This window comes from Lelliottia jeotgali (assembly GCF_016771845.1).
Classification (GTDB): Bacteria; Pseudomonadota; Gammaproteobacteria; order Enterobacterales; family Enterobacteriaceae; genus Enterobacter; species Enterobacter jeotgali.
In genome coordinates, this window is sequence record NZ_JAENMQ010000003.1 from 373691 (window position 1) to 393196 (window position 19506).

Annotated in this window: 13 protein-coding genes; 4 read left to right on the forward strand and 9 right to left on the reverse strand. The window is 54.8% G+C overall.

All coding sequences use genetic code 11. The features are described from left to right. Positions 1-202 precede the first annotated feature (202 nt). On the forward strand, positions 203-943 hold the full coding sequence (gene pflA, locus JBO43_RS10590) for a pyruvate formate lyase 1-activating protein (RefSeq protein WP_095281433.1): 741 nt from the start codon (positions 203-205) through the stop codon (positions 941-943). A gap of 36 nt (positions 944-979) precedes the next feature. On the opposite strand, the gene JBO43_RS10595 is transcribed toward pflA, so the two are convergent. The 9 genes from JBO43_RS10595 to lrp all read right to left on the reverse strand — a co-directional run bounded on the left by JBO43_RS10595 (position 980) and on the right by lrp (position 14340). Next, positions 980-2128, reverse strand: coding sequence for an MFS transporter (locus tag JBO43_RS10595; RefSeq protein WP_095281432.1), 1149 nt, complete (start codon positions 2126-2128; stop codon positions 980-982). A gap of 273 nt (positions 2129-2401) precedes the next feature. Next, positions 2402-3265: a dimethyl sulfoxide reductase anchor subunit family protein gene (locus JBO43_RS10600; RefSeq protein WP_202674269.1), complete on the reverse strand. Its 864-nt coding sequence runs from the start codon at positions 3263-3265 to the stop codon at positions 2402-2404. Between the two features lies 1 nt (position 3266). Further along, positions 3267-3884, reverse strand: coding sequence for a DMSO/selenate family reductase complex B subunit (locus JBO43_RS10605; protein ID WP_095281430.1), 618 nt, complete (start codon positions 3882-3884; stop codon positions 3267-3269). Between the two features lie 10 nt (positions 3885-3894). Continuing rightward, a complete protein-coding gene (gene dmsA, locus JBO43_RS10610; RefSeq protein ID WP_202674270.1) occupies positions 3895-6339 on the reverse strand; it encodes a dimethylsulfoxide reductase subunit A in 2445 nt (814 codons plus the stop codon). Positions 6340-6547: 208 nt separating this feature from the next. Next, complete coding sequence (serS, locus tag JBO43_RS10615; RefSeq protein WP_095281428.1) at positions 6548-7840, reverse strand: serine--tRNA ligase; 1293 nt, start codon at positions 7838-7840, stop codon at positions 6548-6550. A gap of 91 nt (positions 7841-7931) precedes the next feature. After that, on the reverse strand, positions 7932-9275 hold the full coding sequence (rarA, locus tag JBO43_RS10620; protein WP_103948719.1) for a replication-associated recombination protein RarA: 1344 nt from the start codon (positions 9273-9275) through the stop codon (positions 7932-7934). 9 nt (positions 9276-9284) lie between these two features. Next, a complete protein-coding gene (lolA, locus tag JBO43_RS10625) occupies positions 9285-9899 on the reverse strand; it encodes an outer membrane lipoprotein periplasmic chaperone LolA (protein WP_095281426.1) in 615 nt (204 codons plus the stop codon). A 128-nt stretch (positions 9900-10027) separates the two neighbouring features. Then, positions 10028-13711: a DNA translocase FtsK 4TM domain-containing protein gene (locus JBO43_RS10630; protein WP_202674271.1), complete on the reverse strand. Its 3684-nt coding sequence runs from the start codon at positions 13709-13711 to the stop codon at positions 10028-10030. A gap of 134 nt (positions 13712-13845) precedes the next feature. Beyond that, on the reverse strand, positions 13846-14340 hold the full coding sequence (gene lrp / locus JBO43_RS10635) for a leucine-responsive transcriptional regulator Lrp (RefSeq protein WP_000228473.1): 495 nt from the start codon (positions 14338-14340) through the stop codon (positions 13846-13848). Positions 14341-14890: 550 nt separating this feature from the next. On the opposite strand from lrp, the gene trxB reads away from it, so the two are divergent. The 3 genes from trxB (at position 14891) to cydC (ending at position 19460) form a co-directional block, all read left to right on the forward strand. Then, positions 14891-15859, forward strand: a complete 969-nt coding sequence (trxB, locus tag JBO43_RS10640; RefSeq protein ID WP_165790619.1) for a thioredoxin-disulfide reductase — start codon at positions 14891-14893, stop codon at positions 15857-15859. 113 nt (positions 15860-15972) lie between these two features. Further along, a complete protein-coding gene (gene cydD, locus JBO43_RS10645; protein WP_202674272.1) occupies positions 15973-17739 on the forward strand; it encodes a heme ABC transporter permease/ATP-binding protein CydD in 1767 nt (588 codons plus the stop codon). Continuing rightward, complete coding sequence (gene cydC / locus JBO43_RS10650; RefSeq protein ID WP_103946891.1) at positions 17739-19460, forward strand: heme ABC transporter ATP-binding protein/permease CydC; 1722 nt, start codon at positions 17739-17741, stop codon at positions 19458-19460. Before cydD ends, cydC begins: the two co-directional genes overlap by 1 nt. Positions 19461-19506 lie beyond the last annotated feature (46 nt).

Below are 19506 nucleotides of genomic sequence, written 5' to 3' on the forward strand. Positions count from 1 at the left end.
GGAATTGACTGAAATCACGCAGTAAAAAGCGTACAATAAAGGCTCCACATCAGTGGGGCCTTTTTAACACCTTCTCCAAACCAGTCTCTTTTGGCCGCTGTCTATATACTTAATGGATAACAGCCAAAACAGACTCGACATAGCCGATGAGCTATGCACATAAACAGGCCCCGGACGGGCCGAATCTGGAGATATCACCGCAATGTCAACTATTGGTCGCATTCACTCCTTTGAATCCTGTGGCACTGTCGATGGCCCAGGCATCCGCTTTATCACCTTCTTCCAGGGCTGCCTGATGCGCTGCCTGTACTGTCACAACCGCGACACCTGGGATACGCACGGCGGCAAAGAGGTCACCGTTGAAGAACTCATGAAAGAAGTGGTGACCTATCGCCACTTTATGAATGCGTCCGGCGGTGGCGTTACAGCGTCAGGCGGCGAAGCCATCCTGCAGGCCGAATTTGTCCGCGACTGGTTCCGCGCCTGTCGCAAAGAAGGCATCCACACCTGTCTCGATACCAACGGCTTTGTGCGTCGCTACGATCCGGTGATTGATGAACTGCTCGAAGTGACGGATCTGGTAATGCTCGATCTGAAACAGATGAACGATGAAATCCACCAGAACCTGGTCGGCGTGTCGAACCATCGTACGCTTGAGTTTTGCCGTTACCTGGCCAATAAAAATATCAACGTCTGGATCCGCTATGTGGTTGTCCCGGGCTGGTCAGACGATGACGACTCTGCGCATCGCCTCGGTGAATTTACCCGCGACATGGGCAACGTCGAGAAAATCGAGCTCCTGCCATACCACGAGCTGGGCAAACACAAATGGGTGGCAATGGGCGAAGAGTACAAGCTTGACGGCGTGAAGCCGCCGAAGAAAGAGACGATGGAACGCGTGAAAGGTATTCTCGAACAGTACGGTCACAAGGTGATGTACTAAGCAAAAGCCCGGGCATCTGCACCGGGCTTTTTTGTATCAGGCGTGCGCCACTGGCGTTGGATGCTCGCCTGCTTTGCGCAGCAGCATCAGGAGATAGATAAACGACACGCTGGCGATCATGATAAACAGCAGATTGTCGGAATAGCTCTGCATCAGCATGGCAGTAAACGTCGGGCCCAGCAGGCTGCCGATGGTGTAGCTCAGTAGCAGAGCCTGATTCATCGCCACCAGTTGGTGGTGTTCGACTTTTTCACACGCCCAGGCCATCGCTACTGGATAAAGCGTAAAGCCCGCCGCACCAAGAATAAACAGCGCTGGTGCCATCGCCGCGCTGCCGAGCATCGCCAGACAACCCATGATTACCACAAAAACCTGCACGCGCAGCACCAGCAGGCGACCAAATTTGTCAGCCAGCTTACCAATAGGCCACTGGCCTACAATGCCCGCACTGACCATCACCGCCATCCAGAAGCCGATACTGGAATCACTGACGCCTTTATGGTTCAGATAAAGCGGCATTAAACCGTACAGGGAACCCAACACGATCCCGGAGATAATACAGCCGTTGATGCCAAGGCGCGCATGGCGCAGTCTGAGCATCGGCCAGACATGCGTCGCTTCCTGATGCTCACTGCTCTGGTTCACAATACGGGTAAACAGCAGCGGCAGAATCGCTGCCAGCACCATGCCCGTCACCCACGGCAGGACGCTCATTAAATCGGTCGGCAGTTTGCTGATCATCAACTGACCCAGCACCGTCCCCACGTAATAGACCATCATGTACGCCGCCAGCAGGCGACCACGATTGCGGGACGTGCCACTGCACATCAGCGCACTTTCCACTACCACCCAGATCATCGCGCAGCCAACGCCAGCGATAAAACGCCAGGTCATCCAGCTCCAGAACCCCATCATCACGCCCAGCCCAACACAACCGGCCGCAAAAATCAGTGAGGCCAGGTAATAGCTGCGGTTGAAACCAAAACGTTTGATTAATTTACCGGTCAGCAAAGTACCCAGCAGATTACCGGTAAAATAGGAGGAACTGACCATCCCCACCTGCCACGTCGGGAGGTTTTCATGGGCGAGCCAAAGCGGGACGAGGGTATTTAATACCGCTATCGCCAGGGTCAACAAAAGCAAGCCACAGAGCAAAAGCAGCACTGGGCGGGTATAGGTGGTCATGGGTAAAAACCGTGAGGAAGTAAAGATTTCGAGCGCATCATGCCACCGGCAAAAACAAAGTCAATCCATGCAGTTAGCGGCCTCGCACGATTTGTTCTCTGTCGATTTAAAAAATTCATCCTCCGTACGCATCCAATACAATACGTAATAATTATCTGATTGTTTTTATTCATCTCTGAGGCAAATAAATACTCGCGTTCAGTAGAAAAATTTCATGATAGAAAATAAAAAAGCCGGAGCATTTGCCCCGGCTTAATATAACTAAAGGATCAATTAACTGGCGATTGCCATCCCTACTGTCATATGCAGACCGTAGAAGACGCCGCGACCAATCAGCTCCCCTGCCAGCACCAGCACAAAGGCCAGTGAAAGGAGTGGAACCGCAGGCTGATAACCTTTCACCTGCGGGATCACCCAGCAGGCCAGCGCCGCAACCAGCAGCCCGATACGCCAGGCCATCAGCGAACCGTAATCCGGTACCAGCGCAGAGGCTTGCTGAATAGAGCTATGGATAGCCGCCAGCTCAGCGCCCTGCATCAACGCCACCATCGCACTGATGACTAGCGCCAACATCGAAACTGCGGGCAGCAGGCGCATCGCCCAACCATCGACGCCTGACACGCGCAGCAACAGGAAGCCTAAAAGCGGCCCACCAATAAACATAGTCAGGAAGAAGCTCATCGGCGTCCAGACACTGTACCAGGTTGGAACGGTATCGATGGTGTTGTAAACGCGCACCATCATCCAGACAAACACGACTCCGAGCACCATAGTCACAATCAGCCACACCCCGCGCAGCCCGGACGGTAGTTTCTTGAACGCTGCCAGCAGCCAGCCCAGGCCGCCGATAGCAAAGAAGATCGCTCCACTCGCAATTTCGTTACTGAGCGATGATGCACCGATACGGTTCAGGGAGTTGAACGCGCGCAGTGGCGATCCCAGGTGCAGGGTCGAGGCAATAAAGCCAATCCCCATCAGCACCCACAATCCAAACATGCTCAGGATCAGACGCTGTTGCTGCTCAGCGCGTAAATCCCCCTTGAGCAAAGCCAGCGCCAGAACGATAAACCCGCCCGCTACGCACTGTCCGAAGACGGTGAAAATCATTAACGGCCATTCATGCCATCCACTTCCCATCTCACACCTCCTTCGGATTAGCCAGATAGCCGGTGGTATCACCCGTCGGACGGCTATTGGCATTCGGTTTAATGACGATACTTGGCTTAGTGAAGTGCGCAGACGGTAGCGGTGCGACAGCCGCAAGCTGACCGTGTTTCTGACGCAGTTCTTCAATCGGACCAAAATCGAGTGCACGTAATGGGCAGGACTCTACACAGATCGGTTTTTTGCCATCCGCCACGCGCGAGTGGCAGCCGTCGCATTTGGTCATGTGACCTTTTGCGGCGTTGTACTGCGGCGCACCGTACGGACAGGCCATATGGCAGTATCGACAACCGATGCAGACATCCTCGTCCACCACCACAAATCCATCTTCACGCTTATGCATCGCGCCGCTCGGGCAGACTTTGGTGCAGGCCGGATCTTCGCAGTGGTTACAGGCAATCGACAGGTAGTAAGCAAACACGTTCTGATTCCAGACGCCGTTGTCTTCCTGCCAGTCGCCACCCGCGTATTCGTAAATACGACGGAAACTGACGTCCGGGGTTAAGTCTTTGTAATCTTTACAGGCCAGCTCGCAGGTTTTGCAACCGGTGCAACGACTGGAATCAATGAAAAATCCATACTGGGTAGTCATCGGTTACTCCTTATACCTTTTCAACCTGAACAAGGTTCGTGTGGGACGGGTTGCCTTTCGCCAGTGGCGACGGGCGCTGCGTGGTCAGCACGTTAATGCTGCCTGCCTGGTCGATGCGATTCGCATCCGGGTTATACCAGGCCCCTTCCCCCAGCGCGACCACACCAGGCATCATGCGCGGTGTCACTTTCGCTTCGATGTGTACTTCACCACGATCGTTGAAGATGCGAATGCGGTCACCGTTGGCGATGCCGCGTTTTTTCGCATCCATCGGGTTCATCCACATCTCCTGGCGACAGGACGCTTTCAGCACGTCGACGTTGCCGTAGGTGGAGTGAACGCGGGCTTTGTAGTGGAAACCGGTCAGCTGCAGCGGGTATTTCGCCGTCAGCGGATCGTTATAATTTTCAAACCCTGGGGTGTAGATCGGCAGTGGATCGATAACATCACCTTCCGGCAATTCCCAGCTGGCGGCGATTTTTGCCAACGCTTCGGAGTAGATTTCGATTTTCCCTGACGGCGTGGTCAGCGGGTTCGCCTGCGGATCTTCGCGGAAGGCTTTGTAGGCCACATGATGCCCTTCCGGATCGCGCTGCTTGAACATCCCCTGCTTGCGGAAGGTGTCAAAATCAGGCAAATCTGGGACCGCCTGACGGGACAACTCGTGCAGATGACGCATCCAGCCTTCCTGAGTGCGGCCTTCGGTGAATTGCTGCTCAACGCCGAGGCGTTTGGCCAATTCTGTCGTCATCTCGTAAATGGTTTTACATTCGAAGCGCGGTTTGATGACCTGATCGGTAAAGATGACATACGACATGTTGCCGCAAGAGGCATCCAGCGCGAAGTCCATCTGTTCGGAGGCCGTGCAGTCCGGCAGCAGAATATCGGCATATTTCGCCGACGAGGTCATGTGGCAGTCGATCACCACTATCATCTCGCATTTTTTGTCATCCTGAAGGATGTCGTGGGTGCGGTTGATATCCGAGTGCTGGTTGATAATGCAGTTGCCCGCATAGTTCCAGATCATCTTAATCGGCACGTCCAGTTTATCTTTCCCGCGCACACCGTCGCGCAGGGCGGTCATTTCTGGGCCGCGTTCAATCGCATCGGTCCACATAAACATGGAGATACTGGTCTGGACTGGATTTTCCAGCGTCGGCATACGTTCGAACGGCACTTCATAAGAGCCTTCGCGCGCGCCGGAGTTGCCGCCGTGGATACCGACGTTGCCGGTTAAAATGGAGAGCATCGAAATTGCGCGGGTGGCGATTTCACCGTTCGCGTGGCGCTGCGGGCCCCACCCCTGGCTGATATAGGCCGGTTTCGCCGAGCCAATTTCACGCGCCAGTTGTACGATGCGTTCAACAGGAATACCGGTGATCATTGACGCCCATTGCGGCGTTTTGGCTACGCCATCACTGCCTTGTCCAAGGATGTATGCTTTGTAGTGACCATTGGCTGGTGCGCTGGCTGGCAAGGTTTTCTCGTCGTAACCGACGCAGTACTTATCGAGGAACGGCTGATCGACGAGGTTTTCGGTGATCATCACCCACGCCAGGGCATTCACCAACGCGGCATCGGTGCCAGGACGAATCGGGATCCATTCATCTTCGCGTCCGGCACCGGTATCCGTGTAGCGCGGATCGACGATGATCATTCGGGCGTTCGATTTTGCGCGCGCCTGTTCAAGGTAGTACGTCACCCCGCCGCCGCTCATGCGCGTTTCACCCGGGTTATTACCGAACAGAACCACCAGTTTGCTGTTTTCAATGTCAGACGGGCTGTTACCGTCTGCCCAGCCGCCGTAGGTGTAGTTCAGTCCCTCGGCAATCTGTGCGGAAGAGTAGTCACCGTAATGATTGAGGTAGCCGCCGCAGCAGTTCATCAGACGGGCGATCAGCGTTTTTCCTGGTGGCCAGGAGCGCGTCATGGTGCCACCGAGCGTGCCGGTACCGTAGTTCAGATAAATGGATTCGTTACCGTGCTCTTTGATCAGTCGCTGCATGTTCCCGGCGATGGTATCAAAGGCCTCTTCCCAGCTGATTTTCTCGAACTTACCCTCACCGCGTTTGCCCACGCGTTTCATTGGATATTTGAGGCGATCCGGGTTGTAAACGCGACGGCGCATCGACCGACCACGCAGGCAGGCGCGAACCTGATGTAACCCTTCGTAGTTATCATCGCCGGTGTTGTCAGTTTCGACATATTTAATTTCGCCATCGACAACGTGCATACGCAGCGGGCAACGGCTGCCACAGTTAACGGTACAGGCGCTCCAGACCACTTTTTCAGGTGCAGCCAGCGGCGCGATAGCTTCAGCCGCCGATGCCATACGTGAAAAAGGCAGGGAGAACGCGCTGCTGGCAACAGCGAGACCGCCAATCGCCGTGGTTTTCACTAACCCGCGACGACTCACCTCGGCAGCCAGTAGAGCATCAGGCGCTTTGATTTTCATAGAAACTCACTTTGGTTGCTCACAAAAAATTAAGATGCGGATAACACCGCTATATAGATTTTTATATAACGAATTTCTTCGTTACTAGATTTTTATGCTAATAATAAGTGAGGTGAGTATTACTACTTTAGAGGGATGAGTTATTGTCTGGCGTCAAAACGAAGGCATAAAAAAAGCGCCCTCAGGCGCTTTTTTGTTTTAAGGCAAATCAACCGATGTACTGCTGGCCTTTCATGTACGGGCGCAGCACTTCAGGGATCTCGATACGACCGTCTGCCTGCTGGTAGTTTTCCAGCACCGCAACCAGCGTACGACCTACAGCCAGACCAGAACCGTTCAGGGTATGAACCAGACGGGTTTTCTTGTCAGATTTACTGCGGCAACGTGCCTGCATACGGCGCGCCTGGAAATCCCAGACGTTAGAGCAGGAAGAGATCTCACGGTAGGTATTCTGCGCCGGGACCCACACTTCCAGATCGTAGGTTTTGCATGCGCCGAAGCCCATATCACCAGAGCACAGCGCCATACGACGGTACGGCAGACCCAGCAGCTCAAGCACTTTCTCTGCATGACCGGTCATCTCTTCCAGCGCATCCATTGATTCTTCCGGGCGCACGATCTGAACCATCTCGACTTTGTCGAACTGGTGCATACGGATCAGACCACGGGTATCGCGGCCGTAAGACCCCGCTTCAGAGCGGAAGCACGGAGAGTGTGCAGTCAGTTTGATTGGCAGATCGTCTTCGTCGATGATTTCATCACGAACGAGGTTGGTCAGCGGCACTTCTGCAGTTGGGATCAACGCGTAGTTGCTGCTGTCTGCTTCTTCGTCCAGCGGACGAGTGTGGAACAGATCGCCAGCAAATTTAGGCAACTGGCCCGTACCGTACAGCGTATCGTGGTTAACCAGATACGGAACGTAAGTTTCGCTGTAGCCGTGCTGTTCGGTGTGCAGATCCAGCATGAACTGAGCCAGGGCACGGTGCAGATGCGCGATCTGGCCTTTCATTACCACAAAGCGAGAACCGGTCAGTTTAACCGCGGCGGCAAAGTCCAGACCCGCATGCATTTCGCCCAGCGTAACATGATCGCGAACGTCGAAATCGAATTCACGCGGGGTGCCCCAGCGCTTCACTTCAACGTTGTCATTTTCGTCTTTACCGACAGGAACGCTGTCGTCAGGAATGTTCGGGATCGCCAGCGCGATATCACGAATTTCGGTCTGAAGAGCATCAAGTTCAACTTTCGCCTGATCCAGCTCTTCACCCAGCTTGTTCACTTCAAGACGCAATGGCTCAATGTCTTCCCCGCGTGCTTTCGCCTGGCCGATGGATTTCGATCGAGAGTTACGCTCAGCTTGCAGATTTTCAGTTTGTACCTGCAGAACTTTACGACGCTCTTCAAGAGCGCGCAGCTTATCTACATCCAGCTTAAAGCCCCGGCGTGCCAGTTTTTCTGCGACTGCGTCTGGCTCGTTACGCAACAGATTGGGATCGAGCATGCTTATCCTGTGCTTATCGAATTAAAAGAGGAAATGTGACCACAGCCTGCGGTCACAGGGATACATTGCCAACATTACCGCAACGATCGCGCTAACGGTAGCGTTTTATAGGGCTATTTTGATCCTGTCCGGTAAGCCAGGCGAGCTTTTCGCCAATCTTGCCTTCAAGACCTCTGTTAGTCGGGCGATAATAGCGCGTTTGTGCCATTTCCTGCGGGAAATATTCCTCCCCGGCGGCATAGGCGTTCGGCTCATCGTGGGCGTAGCGATACTCCTGGCCATAGCCCATTTCTTTCATCAGTTTGGTCGGGGCATTACGCAGGTGAACCGGCACGTCATAGTCCGGACGATCGCGCGCATCGGCCATCGCGGCTTTAAACGCTGTGTAGACGGCATTACTTTTCGGCGCGCAGGCCAGATAGACAATCGCCTGGGCAATAGCGCGCTCACCTTCTGACGGCCCTACTCGGGTAAAACAATCCCACGCAGAGATTGCCACTTGCATCGCGCGCGGATCGGCATTGCCGACATCTTCCGACGCGATTGCCAGGCAGCGGCGCGCAACGTATAGCGGGTCGCCACCGGCGGTAATAATGCGCGCATACCAGTAGAGCGCAGCATCGGGCGCACTGCCGCGCACGGATTTGTGAAACGCTGAAATGAGATCGTAAAAGCGGTCGCCTTTGTTATCGAATCGCGCACTGCGTTCCCCGGCAATCTCAGTGAGCAACTCCGCTTTCAATACGCGCTTACCGGATTCATCCAGCTCGGCCATATCGGCCATCATTTCCAGCGTATTTAACGCGCGACGCGCATCACCGTTAACCAGCTCGGCAATTGCGCGACGCGTATCATCCGGCAGAACGATGTCCTGTCCGCCGTAGCCGCGCGCCTTGTCTTCCATCGCCTGAGTGAGGACCTGCTCAATATCGTCCGTAGTCAGTGATTTCAGCAGATAAACGCGGGCGCGGGAAAGCAGCGCAGAATTGAGTTCAAACGAAGGATTTTCGGTGGTGGCACCGATAAAGAAGATGGTCCCGTCTTCAATGTGCGGTAGGAACGCATCCTGCTGGCTCTTATTGAAACGATGAACTTCGTCGACAAAAAGGATGGTTCGACGACCAGCATTACGGTTCTGGCGGGCGCGCTCGATAGCTTCACGGATCTCTTTCACGCCGGACGTGACGGCTGAAAGACGCTCGACGTCGGCATTGGCATAGCGAGCAATCACTTCGGCCAGCGTGGTTTTACCGGTTCCCGGTGGTCCCCACAGGATCATAGAATGCAGATGCCCGGCTTCGATAGCGCGCGGCAACGGTTTCCCGGCAGCCAGCAGATGCTGCTGGCCAATGTACTGCGCTAAATTTTCTGGCCGCATACGGGCGGCCAGAGGTTGAAACGCATTATCAGAAAAATCGAGCGACAGGTTGCCCACTCACGCCTCTTACTTATTGCGTTGGTCGTCCACCGTTACGCCCTGCGGCGGGGTAAAGGTGAATTTCGATGCGTCAATCGCGCCATTTTGCTGAGATTTGAGCTGGTAGCTGCTGCGCTGCTCGTCCTGCTCAACGGCGCTGAACTGATTGATAGTCCCGTTGTTGCTCACGTTAATGGTGAACTGTTTCAGGTTCCCGGTATTGCCCTTCGGCGTCAGCACAAAATCATCGCCATTCTGTTTAATGTTGTACTGCTGCCAGTCGCTGGTCTGGTTGCGGGCGATCAGCATGAACGGCGTATTGCTGGTTGCGTCTTTCAGCAACGTTGCGGTCGCCTGTTCAACAAACGGGTTATAGAACCACAGGGTTTTACCGTCGGAAACCAGAATGCTTTCATCCGGCTGAGTCATGTGCCAGTTAAACAGATTAGGACGTTTCACCCAGAGATCGCCCTGACCTTCCTGCACCGCGTTGCCGCTGCCATCCGTCACTTTCTGCGTGAAGCTGGCGTGGAAGCTGCTGACTTTATCCAGGCGGCTTTTAAGGTCGCTTGCGGCATCGGCCCAGACGCTGCTGGCGACAAAGCTGGTCAGTAGTGCTCCGACAATTGCGATTTTTTTCATTATGAGTCCTTAAAATTCGTCATCCCCAAATGGGGTTCTGCCGTCTATTCTGAACCTGCCCGCAGGCAGGCGACAGAAGAAAATGCTTAATTTTTGCTGACTTACCCATCTTTGCAATCGACGAAGGATTACTCAAACGGTGGCGGTGCCAGCACTTCGCGGTTACCGTTGTGACCTTGCTCGCTCACAATGCCCTGCGCTTCCATCTGTTCAATAATACGTGCAGCGCGGTTGTAGCCGATGCGGAACTGACGCTGTACGCCGGAAATGGACGCTTTGCGTTTTTCTGTCACAAAATTAACGGCCTGATCAAATAACGGGTCCAACTCTTCCGCGCCATCATAACCGCCACCACTGCCTTCGCTTTCGCTCTCGGAAGTGATGCCGTCTACGTATTGCGGACGACCGCGCGCTTTCCAGTCCTGCACGACGGCGTGGACTTCCTGGTCACGAACAAACGCACCGTGAACGCGCACCGGCGTCGTCGAGTTCGGGCCAGAATAGAGCATATCACCCATGCCGAGCAGCGATTCTGCACCCGCCTGATCGAGGATGGTACGGGAGTCGATTTTACTCGATACGGTGAACGCGATACGCGTCGGAATGTTCGCTTTAATCAGACCAGTGATGACGTCAACAGACGGACGCTGCGTCGCCAACACCAGGTGAATACCGGCTGCACGCGCTTTCTGTGCCAGTCGGGCGATCAGCTCTTCAACTTTCTTGCCTACTGTCATCATCAGGTCGGCGAATTCATCCACCAGCACCACGATGTACGGCAGTTTTTCCAGCACCGGATGCTGAGCATCCATGCTGTCGCCCGGCTTCCAGTATGGGTCCGGAATCGGACGGCCCATGCGCGCCGCTTCAGCAATCTTGTCGTTATAACCGGCGAGGTTACGCACACCCAGAGCAGACATCAGCTTGTAGCGGCGTTCCATTTCGTTGACGCTCCAGCGCAGGGCGTTGGCGGCATCTTTCATGTCGGTCACAACTTCGGTGAGCAGATGCGGAATGCCTTCGTAGACGGAGAGTTCCAGCATTTTCGGGTCGATCATGATGAAACGCACATCTTCCGGCTGCGCTTTGTAGAGCATGCTCAGGATCATCGCGTTCACACCGACGGATTTACCAGAACCGGTAGTACCGGCCACCAGCAGGTGTGGCATTTTCGCGAGATCTGCGACGACAGGCTCACCCGCGATATCTTTGCCCAGCACCACGGTTAAAGGTGACGGGTTATCGCGGAATTTCGCGTTATCCAGCACTTCACGCAGATAAACGGTGTGACGTTTCTTGTTCGGCAACTCCAGGCCCACGTACGGCTTGCCCGGAATAACTTCAACCACGCGCACTGCAACGGTCGAAAGCGAACGCGCCAGGTCACGTGAGAGATTCGAAATACGCGCGGCTTTAACACCCGGCGCCAGATTGAGCTCGAAGCGAGTAATCACCGGACCAGGAGAGTAGTTAACAACGTCCGCTTTAATACGGAAATCAGCCAGACGTGTTTCAACCAGACGCGCCATTTGCTCAAGTGCAAAGGTATCCACCGGCTCAACTTCCGTCGGCGGAGAGGTTAAGAGATCCAGCGACGGCAGCGGCGTAGTCGGTCGTTGTACGGGACGGCTATCGCCATTGCGCATCAGCAGCGGGTGAATCAGGCTTTCCTGCGGCTGAGCGACCGGCTGCTGCGGTTGTGCATATTGCTGCGGTGCAGCGACCGGCTGCGCATACTGTTGCGGAGCCACTGGCTGCGGAACATGCTGAGGCTGCGCTGGAGCATATTGCGGGCGCGGTGGCTCTGCTTCCGGCATCACGCTCGGGGTAAACAGCGGCTCGCTCGGCGTGTCATCCACCAAATCTTTCATCGGTGAGAATTCAAAATCTGACAGAGAGAAAGGATTCGCATTTTTTGGCTGTTCGCCAGAATAACGCTGTTCCTGTGAAGCGGCGAACTGACGTGCCAGCTCTGCTTCTGCGGCGTCGTTTTCATCGTCCTGACTAACATCAGGCTGCGAGTGGTCCTGATATTCTTCGCCGTAGCGCTGATGCTGCTGCGCAGCAAACTGGCGAGCCAGCTCGTCCTGCTGCATTTCATCCGCATCATCGATATCATTCGGATCTTGCGCTTTTTCCTCAGCCATACGCTGAGAAGGCAATTTGATACCGTATGACGCCAGCTCACGACGCGTTGGAACGCGCACGCGGTTTGGTCGCGGTAATTGTGGGCCGATACCCTCTTTCACCTGCGGACGAGGTGCTCCACCGGCGGCCAGACTAAACACCGGTGCGGCTGCCGCAGCGGTTGCTGTCGCAGCAACTGTCGCTTGCTTAACGCTTGCAGCAACAGGAGCAATGGCCGCTGTTGGATCGATATCTGGCGCACTAAACGCAGGCGACGTGACAGGATTAACCCCCGCAGGCTCAGGCACTGGCTGATACCAGGCCGCAAGCTGCTCACGTTCGCGGGCGCGTTTCTCTTCCACTTCTTCAAAATAGTACATCGGCGGACGAGCAGGTTTAACCTCTTCCACTTCAATCTGCGGCTCTGAAACAGGTTCAGGGGTGTATTCCTGATAAGGCTGCTCAGGTTCGGCATATTGTTCTTCGTAAACTGGCTCAGGCTGATACGGCTGCTGCCACTGTTGATCCTGCGGCGGCACTGGCACATAGCTTTCTGGCTCTGGGGCAATAGTCGGCTCAGGCGTGTGAACGCCAGGTGCCGTTTGCCAGTCAACCATCGGCTGCTGCAGGGCAGGCTCTGGCGTCTGAACCGGCGCAACTGACATCACGGCCTCAACGGGCGCAGCGTAAGCTTGCGTCGCCGTCGTCGCAATTGCTGCTGCGGCAACCGGAGCCGTCACAGAATGACCGTTTAACAGCGGATCGTATTCATCGAAATCACCCGGCATCGCTCGATTGCCAGAGAACAGCACGTCATCCGGATCGGTGGCGACGCCGCCTGTGCTGTAAGTGACTTGCTCTTCGTCATCCATCCGTTTGCCGGAGAAGAGAGCCGCATCCGTTTTACGAGCCAAAGGATTAGTGAATTTTTCAGCGACGCGCTTACGACGCGCCAGCGCCCCGCGCATGATGCGCGTGCGTCGAGATTCGGTTCGGTTGGCGGATGACGACTCTTCTTCATAATCATCATCTTCGTATTCGTCTTCATCCACCCAGGTATCATCACGACGGGTGCGATTGCTGGCGAACGTCAGAATATTCAGGATAAAGCCGCCGAGTTTTTCAGCGATGCTCACCCACGACCAACCGGTAAAGAGCGTCAGCCCTGCCGCCCAGATACAGAGCAGCGTGATGGTACCACCACTGCTGTGGAGCATGGGTTTGAGCGCCGTGCTCAACAGGCTGCCAATCACGCCACCGGAGGCGAAATACCAGATATCATCGGCGTTGATCGCTGCCAGACCGCACGAGGTCAGGATCAGCGCCAGTGCGCCAATCAAACGAAGTGAAACCGCAAAATAGTCGATGTACTCTTCGTTTTGACGATGACGCCAGGCAAACCAGCACCCACCAACAATAATGATTGGAATGGTGTAGGCCATGACGCCAAAGACGAAAAATAGCGTATCCGCCAGCCATGCGCCGGGCACACCACCCAAATTATGGATAGGTTCATGCCACGCCGTTTGTGACCAGCTGGGATCGGAAGGGTTAAAGCTGAGTAAGGCGGCCATCAACCAGACGGCAAAAAGGGCAACAAGAATCAGTAACGCCTCAAGGAGTCGGCGCCCGCTGCTTAACTTCGTTAAAGTGACTTCTTTGTCTTCAGTATATTCCTGGCTCAAAAAAGGCTCTCCAGGTACCAGGCATTTCCTGCCTGTTTGCTAAAACGGACAACAGCGCCGGGATACCCGGCACTGTTGCTGTATGGATTAACAGGAGTGTAATCAAATTACGCTGATTTTGCACCTGTTCCGTATTAGCGCGTCTTAATAACCAGACGATTGCTCTGTTTGACTTCTTCCATCACCACGTAAGTGCGGGTGTCGTTCACGCCAGGCAGTCGCAGCAGGGTTTCACCCAGCAGTTTACGATAGGCTGACATGTCTGGTACGCGGGTCTTCAACAGGTAGTCGAAATCGCCAGAAACCAGATGACACTCTTGAATTTCTTCAAGTTTTTGCACTGCGGTGTTAAATTGCTCAAACACATCCGGTGCGCCACGATTCAGAGTAATCTCAACAAAAACCAGAAGTGAGGCATCCAGATAATGCGGGTTCAACAGAGCCGTATAGCCCTGAATGAAGCCTTGTCGTTCCAGACGGCGCACACGCTCAAGGCATGGCGTCGGTGAAAGTCCCACACGTTTTGAAAGCTCGACGTTGGAAATACGCCCATCCTTTTGCAATTCATTCAGAATGTTACGATCGATACGGTCGAGATCTTTGCCAGGGCGCTTCTTGCTATCTACCATTATTATTGTCTCTCTGTATTCCTTCCCTACTCCTGCCTGGACCCTGTGCACATCACTGTTCAGAGCCTGTACCCGTTGCTTATCACATCGCGTTTTATAGTGTGTATGCGATGCAGATTCGGGTTCTACGGTGAGAAGACCGTTGCCAAAAGGCTGTCACCAACATCACGCATGGCATCTGTCCACACCATGCGTAGATTTCGCTGACCCGGTAAAAATGGCGCCTGCGTGCATGTCTATGCGACACACAGTTAACGCGGATTTTTTTTCTTCCTTCAATGTTTTCGCAAAAGCGCAGGGGATTGTCAAAGCAAAACATCGTTTTTTAGTACAACGTGCCAGTTATTCATTGCGACCGGGGATTAATCCTCATTTTGTCGCCGTATAAACAACCGTTTTCATGAAAAACGTGATGTTATTACGCTCAATAAAGGCGGTTCATCACCCTCGCCTATTGCACAAATCGTTTACAAAATTGCTGCGCTCTTTTTTTACGGCAACAAATTCCCTACAATCCGAGCAAATGTCTGCCAACAACAATGGGGATCTCATGGGCACGGCTAAACACAGTAAGCTGCTAATCCTTGGTTCTGGACCTGCGGGATACACCGCAGCGGTCTATGCTGCACGCGCTAACCTGCACCCGGTATTAATCACCGGCATGGAAAAAGGCGGTCAGTTGACCACCACGACTGAAGTAGAAAACTGGCCAGGCGATCCGAACGACCTGACCGGGCCGCTGCTGATGGAACGTATGCACGAGCATGCGATCAAATTCGACACCGAAATTTTGTTCGACCACATCAACAAGGTTGATCTGCAGAACCGTCCGTTCCGCCTGACCGGTGACAGCGGCGAATACACCTGTGACGCGCTGATTATCGCCACCGGTGCCTCCGCGCGTTACCTCGGTCTGCCGTCTGAAGAAGCGTTCAAAGGCCGCGGTGTATCTGCCTGTGCGACCTGCGATGGTTTCTTCTACCGTAACCAGAAAGTCGCGGTCATCGGCGGCGGCAATACGGCCGTTGAAGAAGCACTTTATCTGGCCAACATTGCCTCTGAAGTGCACCTGATTCACCGTCGCGACACCTTCCGCGCGGAAAAAATCCTCATCAAACGCCTGATGGATAAAGTGGAAAGCGGCAATATCGTGCTGCACACCCACCGTACGCTGGAAGAAGTCACGGGCGATCAGATGGGAGTCTCCGGTCTGCGTCTGCGTGATACGCAGAACAGCGACAATATCGAGTCCCTGGAAGTCGCAGGACTGTTTGTGGCTATCGGTCACAGCCCGAATACTGGCATTTTTGACGGTCAACTGGAGCTGGAAAACGGCTACATCAAAGTCCAGTCCGGTATTCACGGCAACGCGACCCAGACCAGCATTCCTGGCGTCTTTGCTGCGGGCGATGTGATGGACCATATCTACCGTCAGGCGATCACCTCTGCGGGCACCGGCTGTATGGCTGCGCTGGATGCAGAACGCTACCTCGACGGACTGGCTGAATTAAGTAAATAATCTTTACAACTCAGTAACAAACGTAAATAAAGGCGGCCACAGGTCGCCTTTATTTTTTCCCACGTGTAACATGCGGTTGTCTAATTTCTTATAACTCACCTGCAAAGCGCGTAATGGAAAAAACCCGTCAACAAGAGTTAACTCGCTGGCTAAAACAGCAAAGCGTTATTTCCCGCCGCTGGCTGACTATTTCCCGTGTTTTGGGTCTTATCAGCGGTTTGTTGATTGTTGCCCAGGCATGGCTGCTGGCCCGCATTCTTAACCATATGATTATGGAGAACATTCCGCGCGAGGCAATATTATTGCCCTTTATCGTACTGGTGTTGATCTTTGTTCTTCGCGCCTGGGTGGTCTGGCTGCGCGAACGCGTGGGCTTTTACGCGGGACAGCAGATTCGCTATGAAATCCGCCGTCAGGTCATGGACAGGCTCCAGGACGCGGGTCCCGCCTGGATTCAGGGTAAACCTGCCGGAAGCTGGGCGACGCTGATCCTTGAGCAGATCGACGATATGCACGACTACTACGCCCGCTATCTGCCGCAGATGGCGCTGGCAGTCTGCGTTCCTTTGCTGATCGTGCTGGCGATTTTCCCGTCGAACTGGGTAGCAGCATTGATTCTGCTCGGCACCGCGCCGCTGATCCCGATGTTCATGGCGATGGTCGGCATGGGGGCTGCAGATGCAAATCGACGCAACTTCCTTGCGCTCGGCCGCCTGAGCGGACATTTCCTCGACCGTCTGCGCGGAATGGAAACGTTGCGCGTGTTTGGTCGCGGTGAAGCGGAAATCGAAAACATTCGTCACGCGTCACAGGACTTCCGCCAGCGCACGATGGAAGTGCTGCGCCTGGCGTTCCTCTCCTCCGGCGTGCTGGAGTTCTTCACCTCTCTGTCGATTGCGCTGGTCGCGGTTTACTTTGGCTTCTCCTATCTTGGCGCGCTGGATTTTGGCCACTACGGTACGGCCGTGACGCTCTCAGCCGGTTTCCTGGCGCTGATTCTGGCTCCTGAATTCTTCCAGCCGCTACGCGACCTGGGCACCTTCTATCATGCTAAGGCGCAGGCCGTGGGTGCCGCTGATAGCCTGAAAACGTTCCTGGAAACGCCGCTGGCGCACCCTGAGCGTGGTGATATCACGCTCAACAGCAAACAACCGATCACCGTTCATGCACAAGATTTCTCAGTGTTATCGCCGGAAGGTAAAGTGCTGGCCGGACCGCTTAGCTTCACGCTCTCTGCGGGTCAAAGAGTTGTTCTGGTGGGGATCAGTGGTTCAGGGAAAAGCTCGTTGCTGAATGCCTTATCCGGATTTATGGCTTACACCGGCTCGTTACAGATCAACGGAACGGAACTGCGGTTACTGGAACCTGACGCCTGGCGCAAACAGCTCAGTTGGGTGGGACAAAACCCACAGCTACCGGCCTCAACGTTGCGCGAAAACGTGCTGCTGGCGCGTCCTGACGCCCGCGAAGATGAGCTACAGTCGGTACTAGACCGCGCATGGGTCAGCGAGTTTCTGCCAATGCTGCCAAACGGCGTCGATACCGTCGTGGGCGATCAGGCAGCAGGATTATCCGTCGGCCAGGCGCAGCGAATCGCCGTGGCGCGCGCATTGTTGAATCCAAGCCAACTAATGCTGCTGGACGAACCCGCCGCCAGTCTGGATGCCCACAGCGAACAGCGCGTCATGCAGGCACTCAATGAAGCGTCACGCTTGCAGACTACGCTGATGGTGACCCACCAGCTCGAAGGCATTTCCGAATGGGATCAGATCTGGGTAATGGAAAACGGTCTTATCGTCGAGAGTGGTGATTACGCTACGCTCGCTGCCGCAGAGGGGCCATTCGCCGCCCTGCTGGCTAATCGTCAGGAGGATATTTAATGCGCGCCTTACTGCCGTATCTCGCCCTGTACAAACGCCATAAATGGATGCTGACGCTGGGCATTGTGCTGGCTATCGTTACCCTTCTGGCAAGCATCGGATTGCTGACGCTTTCCGGCTGGTTCCTGTCGGCCTCTGCGGTCGCGGGTGTTGCTGGCCTTTACAGTTTTAACTACATGCTGCCCGCTGCAGGCGTGCGTGGCACCGCGATTGCCCGTACCGCCGGACGCTATTTTGAACGACTGGTCAGCCACGATGCGACCTTCCGCGTCCTTCAACACCTGCGCATTTTCACCTTCAGTAAACTGCTGCCACTCTCCCCTGCCGGACTGGCGCGTTTTCGTCAGGGCGAATTGCTCAACCGCGTTGTCGCCGATGTCGATACACTGGATCACCTTTATTTGCGCGTCATCTCTCCATTGGTTGGCGCCTTTGTGGTGATCGTCACCGTCACGCTGGGCCTCTGCGTGCTCGACGTGCCTATTGCGCTTACGCTTGGCGGCATTATGTTGCTTACGCTTCTCCTGCTGCCGCCGCTGTTTTATCGCGCGGGAAAGTCGACCGGGGAAAATCTGACCCGTCTGCGCGGTGACTATCGCCAGCAACTGACCTCATGGCTGCAAGGCCAGGCAGAGCTGACCATTTTTGGTGCCAGCCGCCGCTATCGTGCTCGGATGGAAAGCACAGAACTCAGCTGGCATGAAGCGCAGCGCCGACAGTCTGAACTGACGGCCCTTTCCCAGGCACTGATGATGCTGATTGGCGGGATTGCGGTAATCGCGATGCTGTGGATGGCGTCGGGTGGTGTTGGCGGAAACACTCAGCCGGGTGCGCTGATTGCGCTGTTTGTCTTCTGCGCGCTGGCGGCATTTGAAGCCCTCGCCCCGGTCACCGGTGCTTTCCAGCATCTCGGCCAGGTGATTGCCTCAGCGGTACGCATTACGCAGATCACCGAGCAAGAACCGGAAGTACAGTTCACTTCACGTCAAGATGCTGCCCCTGAATCTGTGGCAGTGCAGATTAAAGAGGTGACGTTTGCCTACGACGGACAAGCACAAAACGCACTGGATGGCATTAGTCTGACAGTTCCGGCGGGCCAGCATGTTGCTATTCTGGGGCGAACCGGCTGCGGTAAATCCACTCTGCTGCAACTGCTTACCCGTGCCTGGGACCCACGCCTGGGTGAAATTCTGTTTAACGACACAGCGCTGACCGACTTTAGCGAACCGGCCCTGCGTAAGGCTATCAGCGTCGTCCCGCAGCGCGTACATCTGTTCAGCGCGACGCTTCGCGACAACCTGCTGCTGGCATCACCGAATGCCTCTGACAGTGAATTAGGCGCCATGCTGGAGCAGGTCGGGCTGCAAAAACTGCTCGAAGGCGATGGCTTAAACGAGTGGCTTGGTGAAGGCGGTCGTCAACTTTCGGGTGGTGAGTTACGTCGTCTGGCGGTTGCGCGTGCGCTGCTGCACGATGCACCGCTGATGTTGCTTGATGAACCGACGGAAGGACTGGATGCCACAACCGAAAGCCAAATCCTTGATTTATTGGCGCAAGTCATGAAAAACAAAACCGTGCTGATGGTGACGCATCGTCTGCGCGGACTGGCGAATTTTGACCAAATAATTGTAATGGACAACGGACACATTATTGAGCAAGGTAGTCACGCAGAGCTGTTAGCAAAACAGGGGCGCTACTACCAGTTTAAACAACGTCTGTAGACTATATTTGAACCGATCCTAACTCGCGTAGTGGAGTTTCGTTGTC

Bases quoted from the DNA above. Each gene is read 5' to 3' on its own strand.
- pflA (WP_095281433.1), top strand. From the start codon at position 203: ATGTCAACTATTGGTCGCATTCACTCCTTTGAATCCTGTGGCACTGTC.
- dmsA (WP_202674270.1), bottom strand. From the start codon at position 6,339: ATGAAAATCAAAGCGCCTGATGCTCTACTGGCTGCCGAGGTGAGTCGT.
- JBO43_RS10595 (WP_095281432.1), bottom strand. From the start codon at position 2,128: ATGACCACCTATACCCGCCCAGTGCTGCTTTTGCTCTGTGGCTTGCTT.
- lolA (WP_095281426.1), bottom strand. From the start codon at position 9,899: ATGAAAAAAATCGCAATTGTCGGAGCACTACTGACCAGCTTTGTCGCC.
- lrp (WP_000228473.1), bottom strand. From the start codon at position 14,340: ATGGTAGATAGCAAGAAGCGCCCTGGCAAAGATCTCGACCGTATCGAT.
- JBO43_RS10600 (WP_202674269.1), bottom strand. From the start codon at position 3,265: ATGGGAAGTGGATGGCATGAATGGCCGTTAATGATTTTCACCGTCTTC.
- cydC (WP_103946891.1), top strand. From the start codon at position 17,739: ATGCGCGCCTTACTGCCGTATCTCGCCCTGTACAAACGCCATAAATGG.
- serS (WP_095281428.1), bottom strand. From the start codon at position 7,840: ATGCTCGATCCCAATCTGTTGCGTAACGAGCCAGACGCAGTCGCAGAA.
- trxB (WP_165790619.1), top strand. From the start codon at position 14,891: ATGGGCACGGCTAAACACAGTAAGCTGCTAATCCTTGGTTCTGGACCT.
- JBO43_RS10605 (WP_095281430.1), bottom strand. From the start codon at position 3,884: ATGACTACCCAGTATGGATTTTTCATTGATTCCAGTCGTTGCACCGGT.
- cydD (WP_202674272.1), top strand. From the start codon at position 15,973: ATGGAAAAAACCCGTCAACAAGAGTTAACTCGCTGGCTAAAACAGCAA.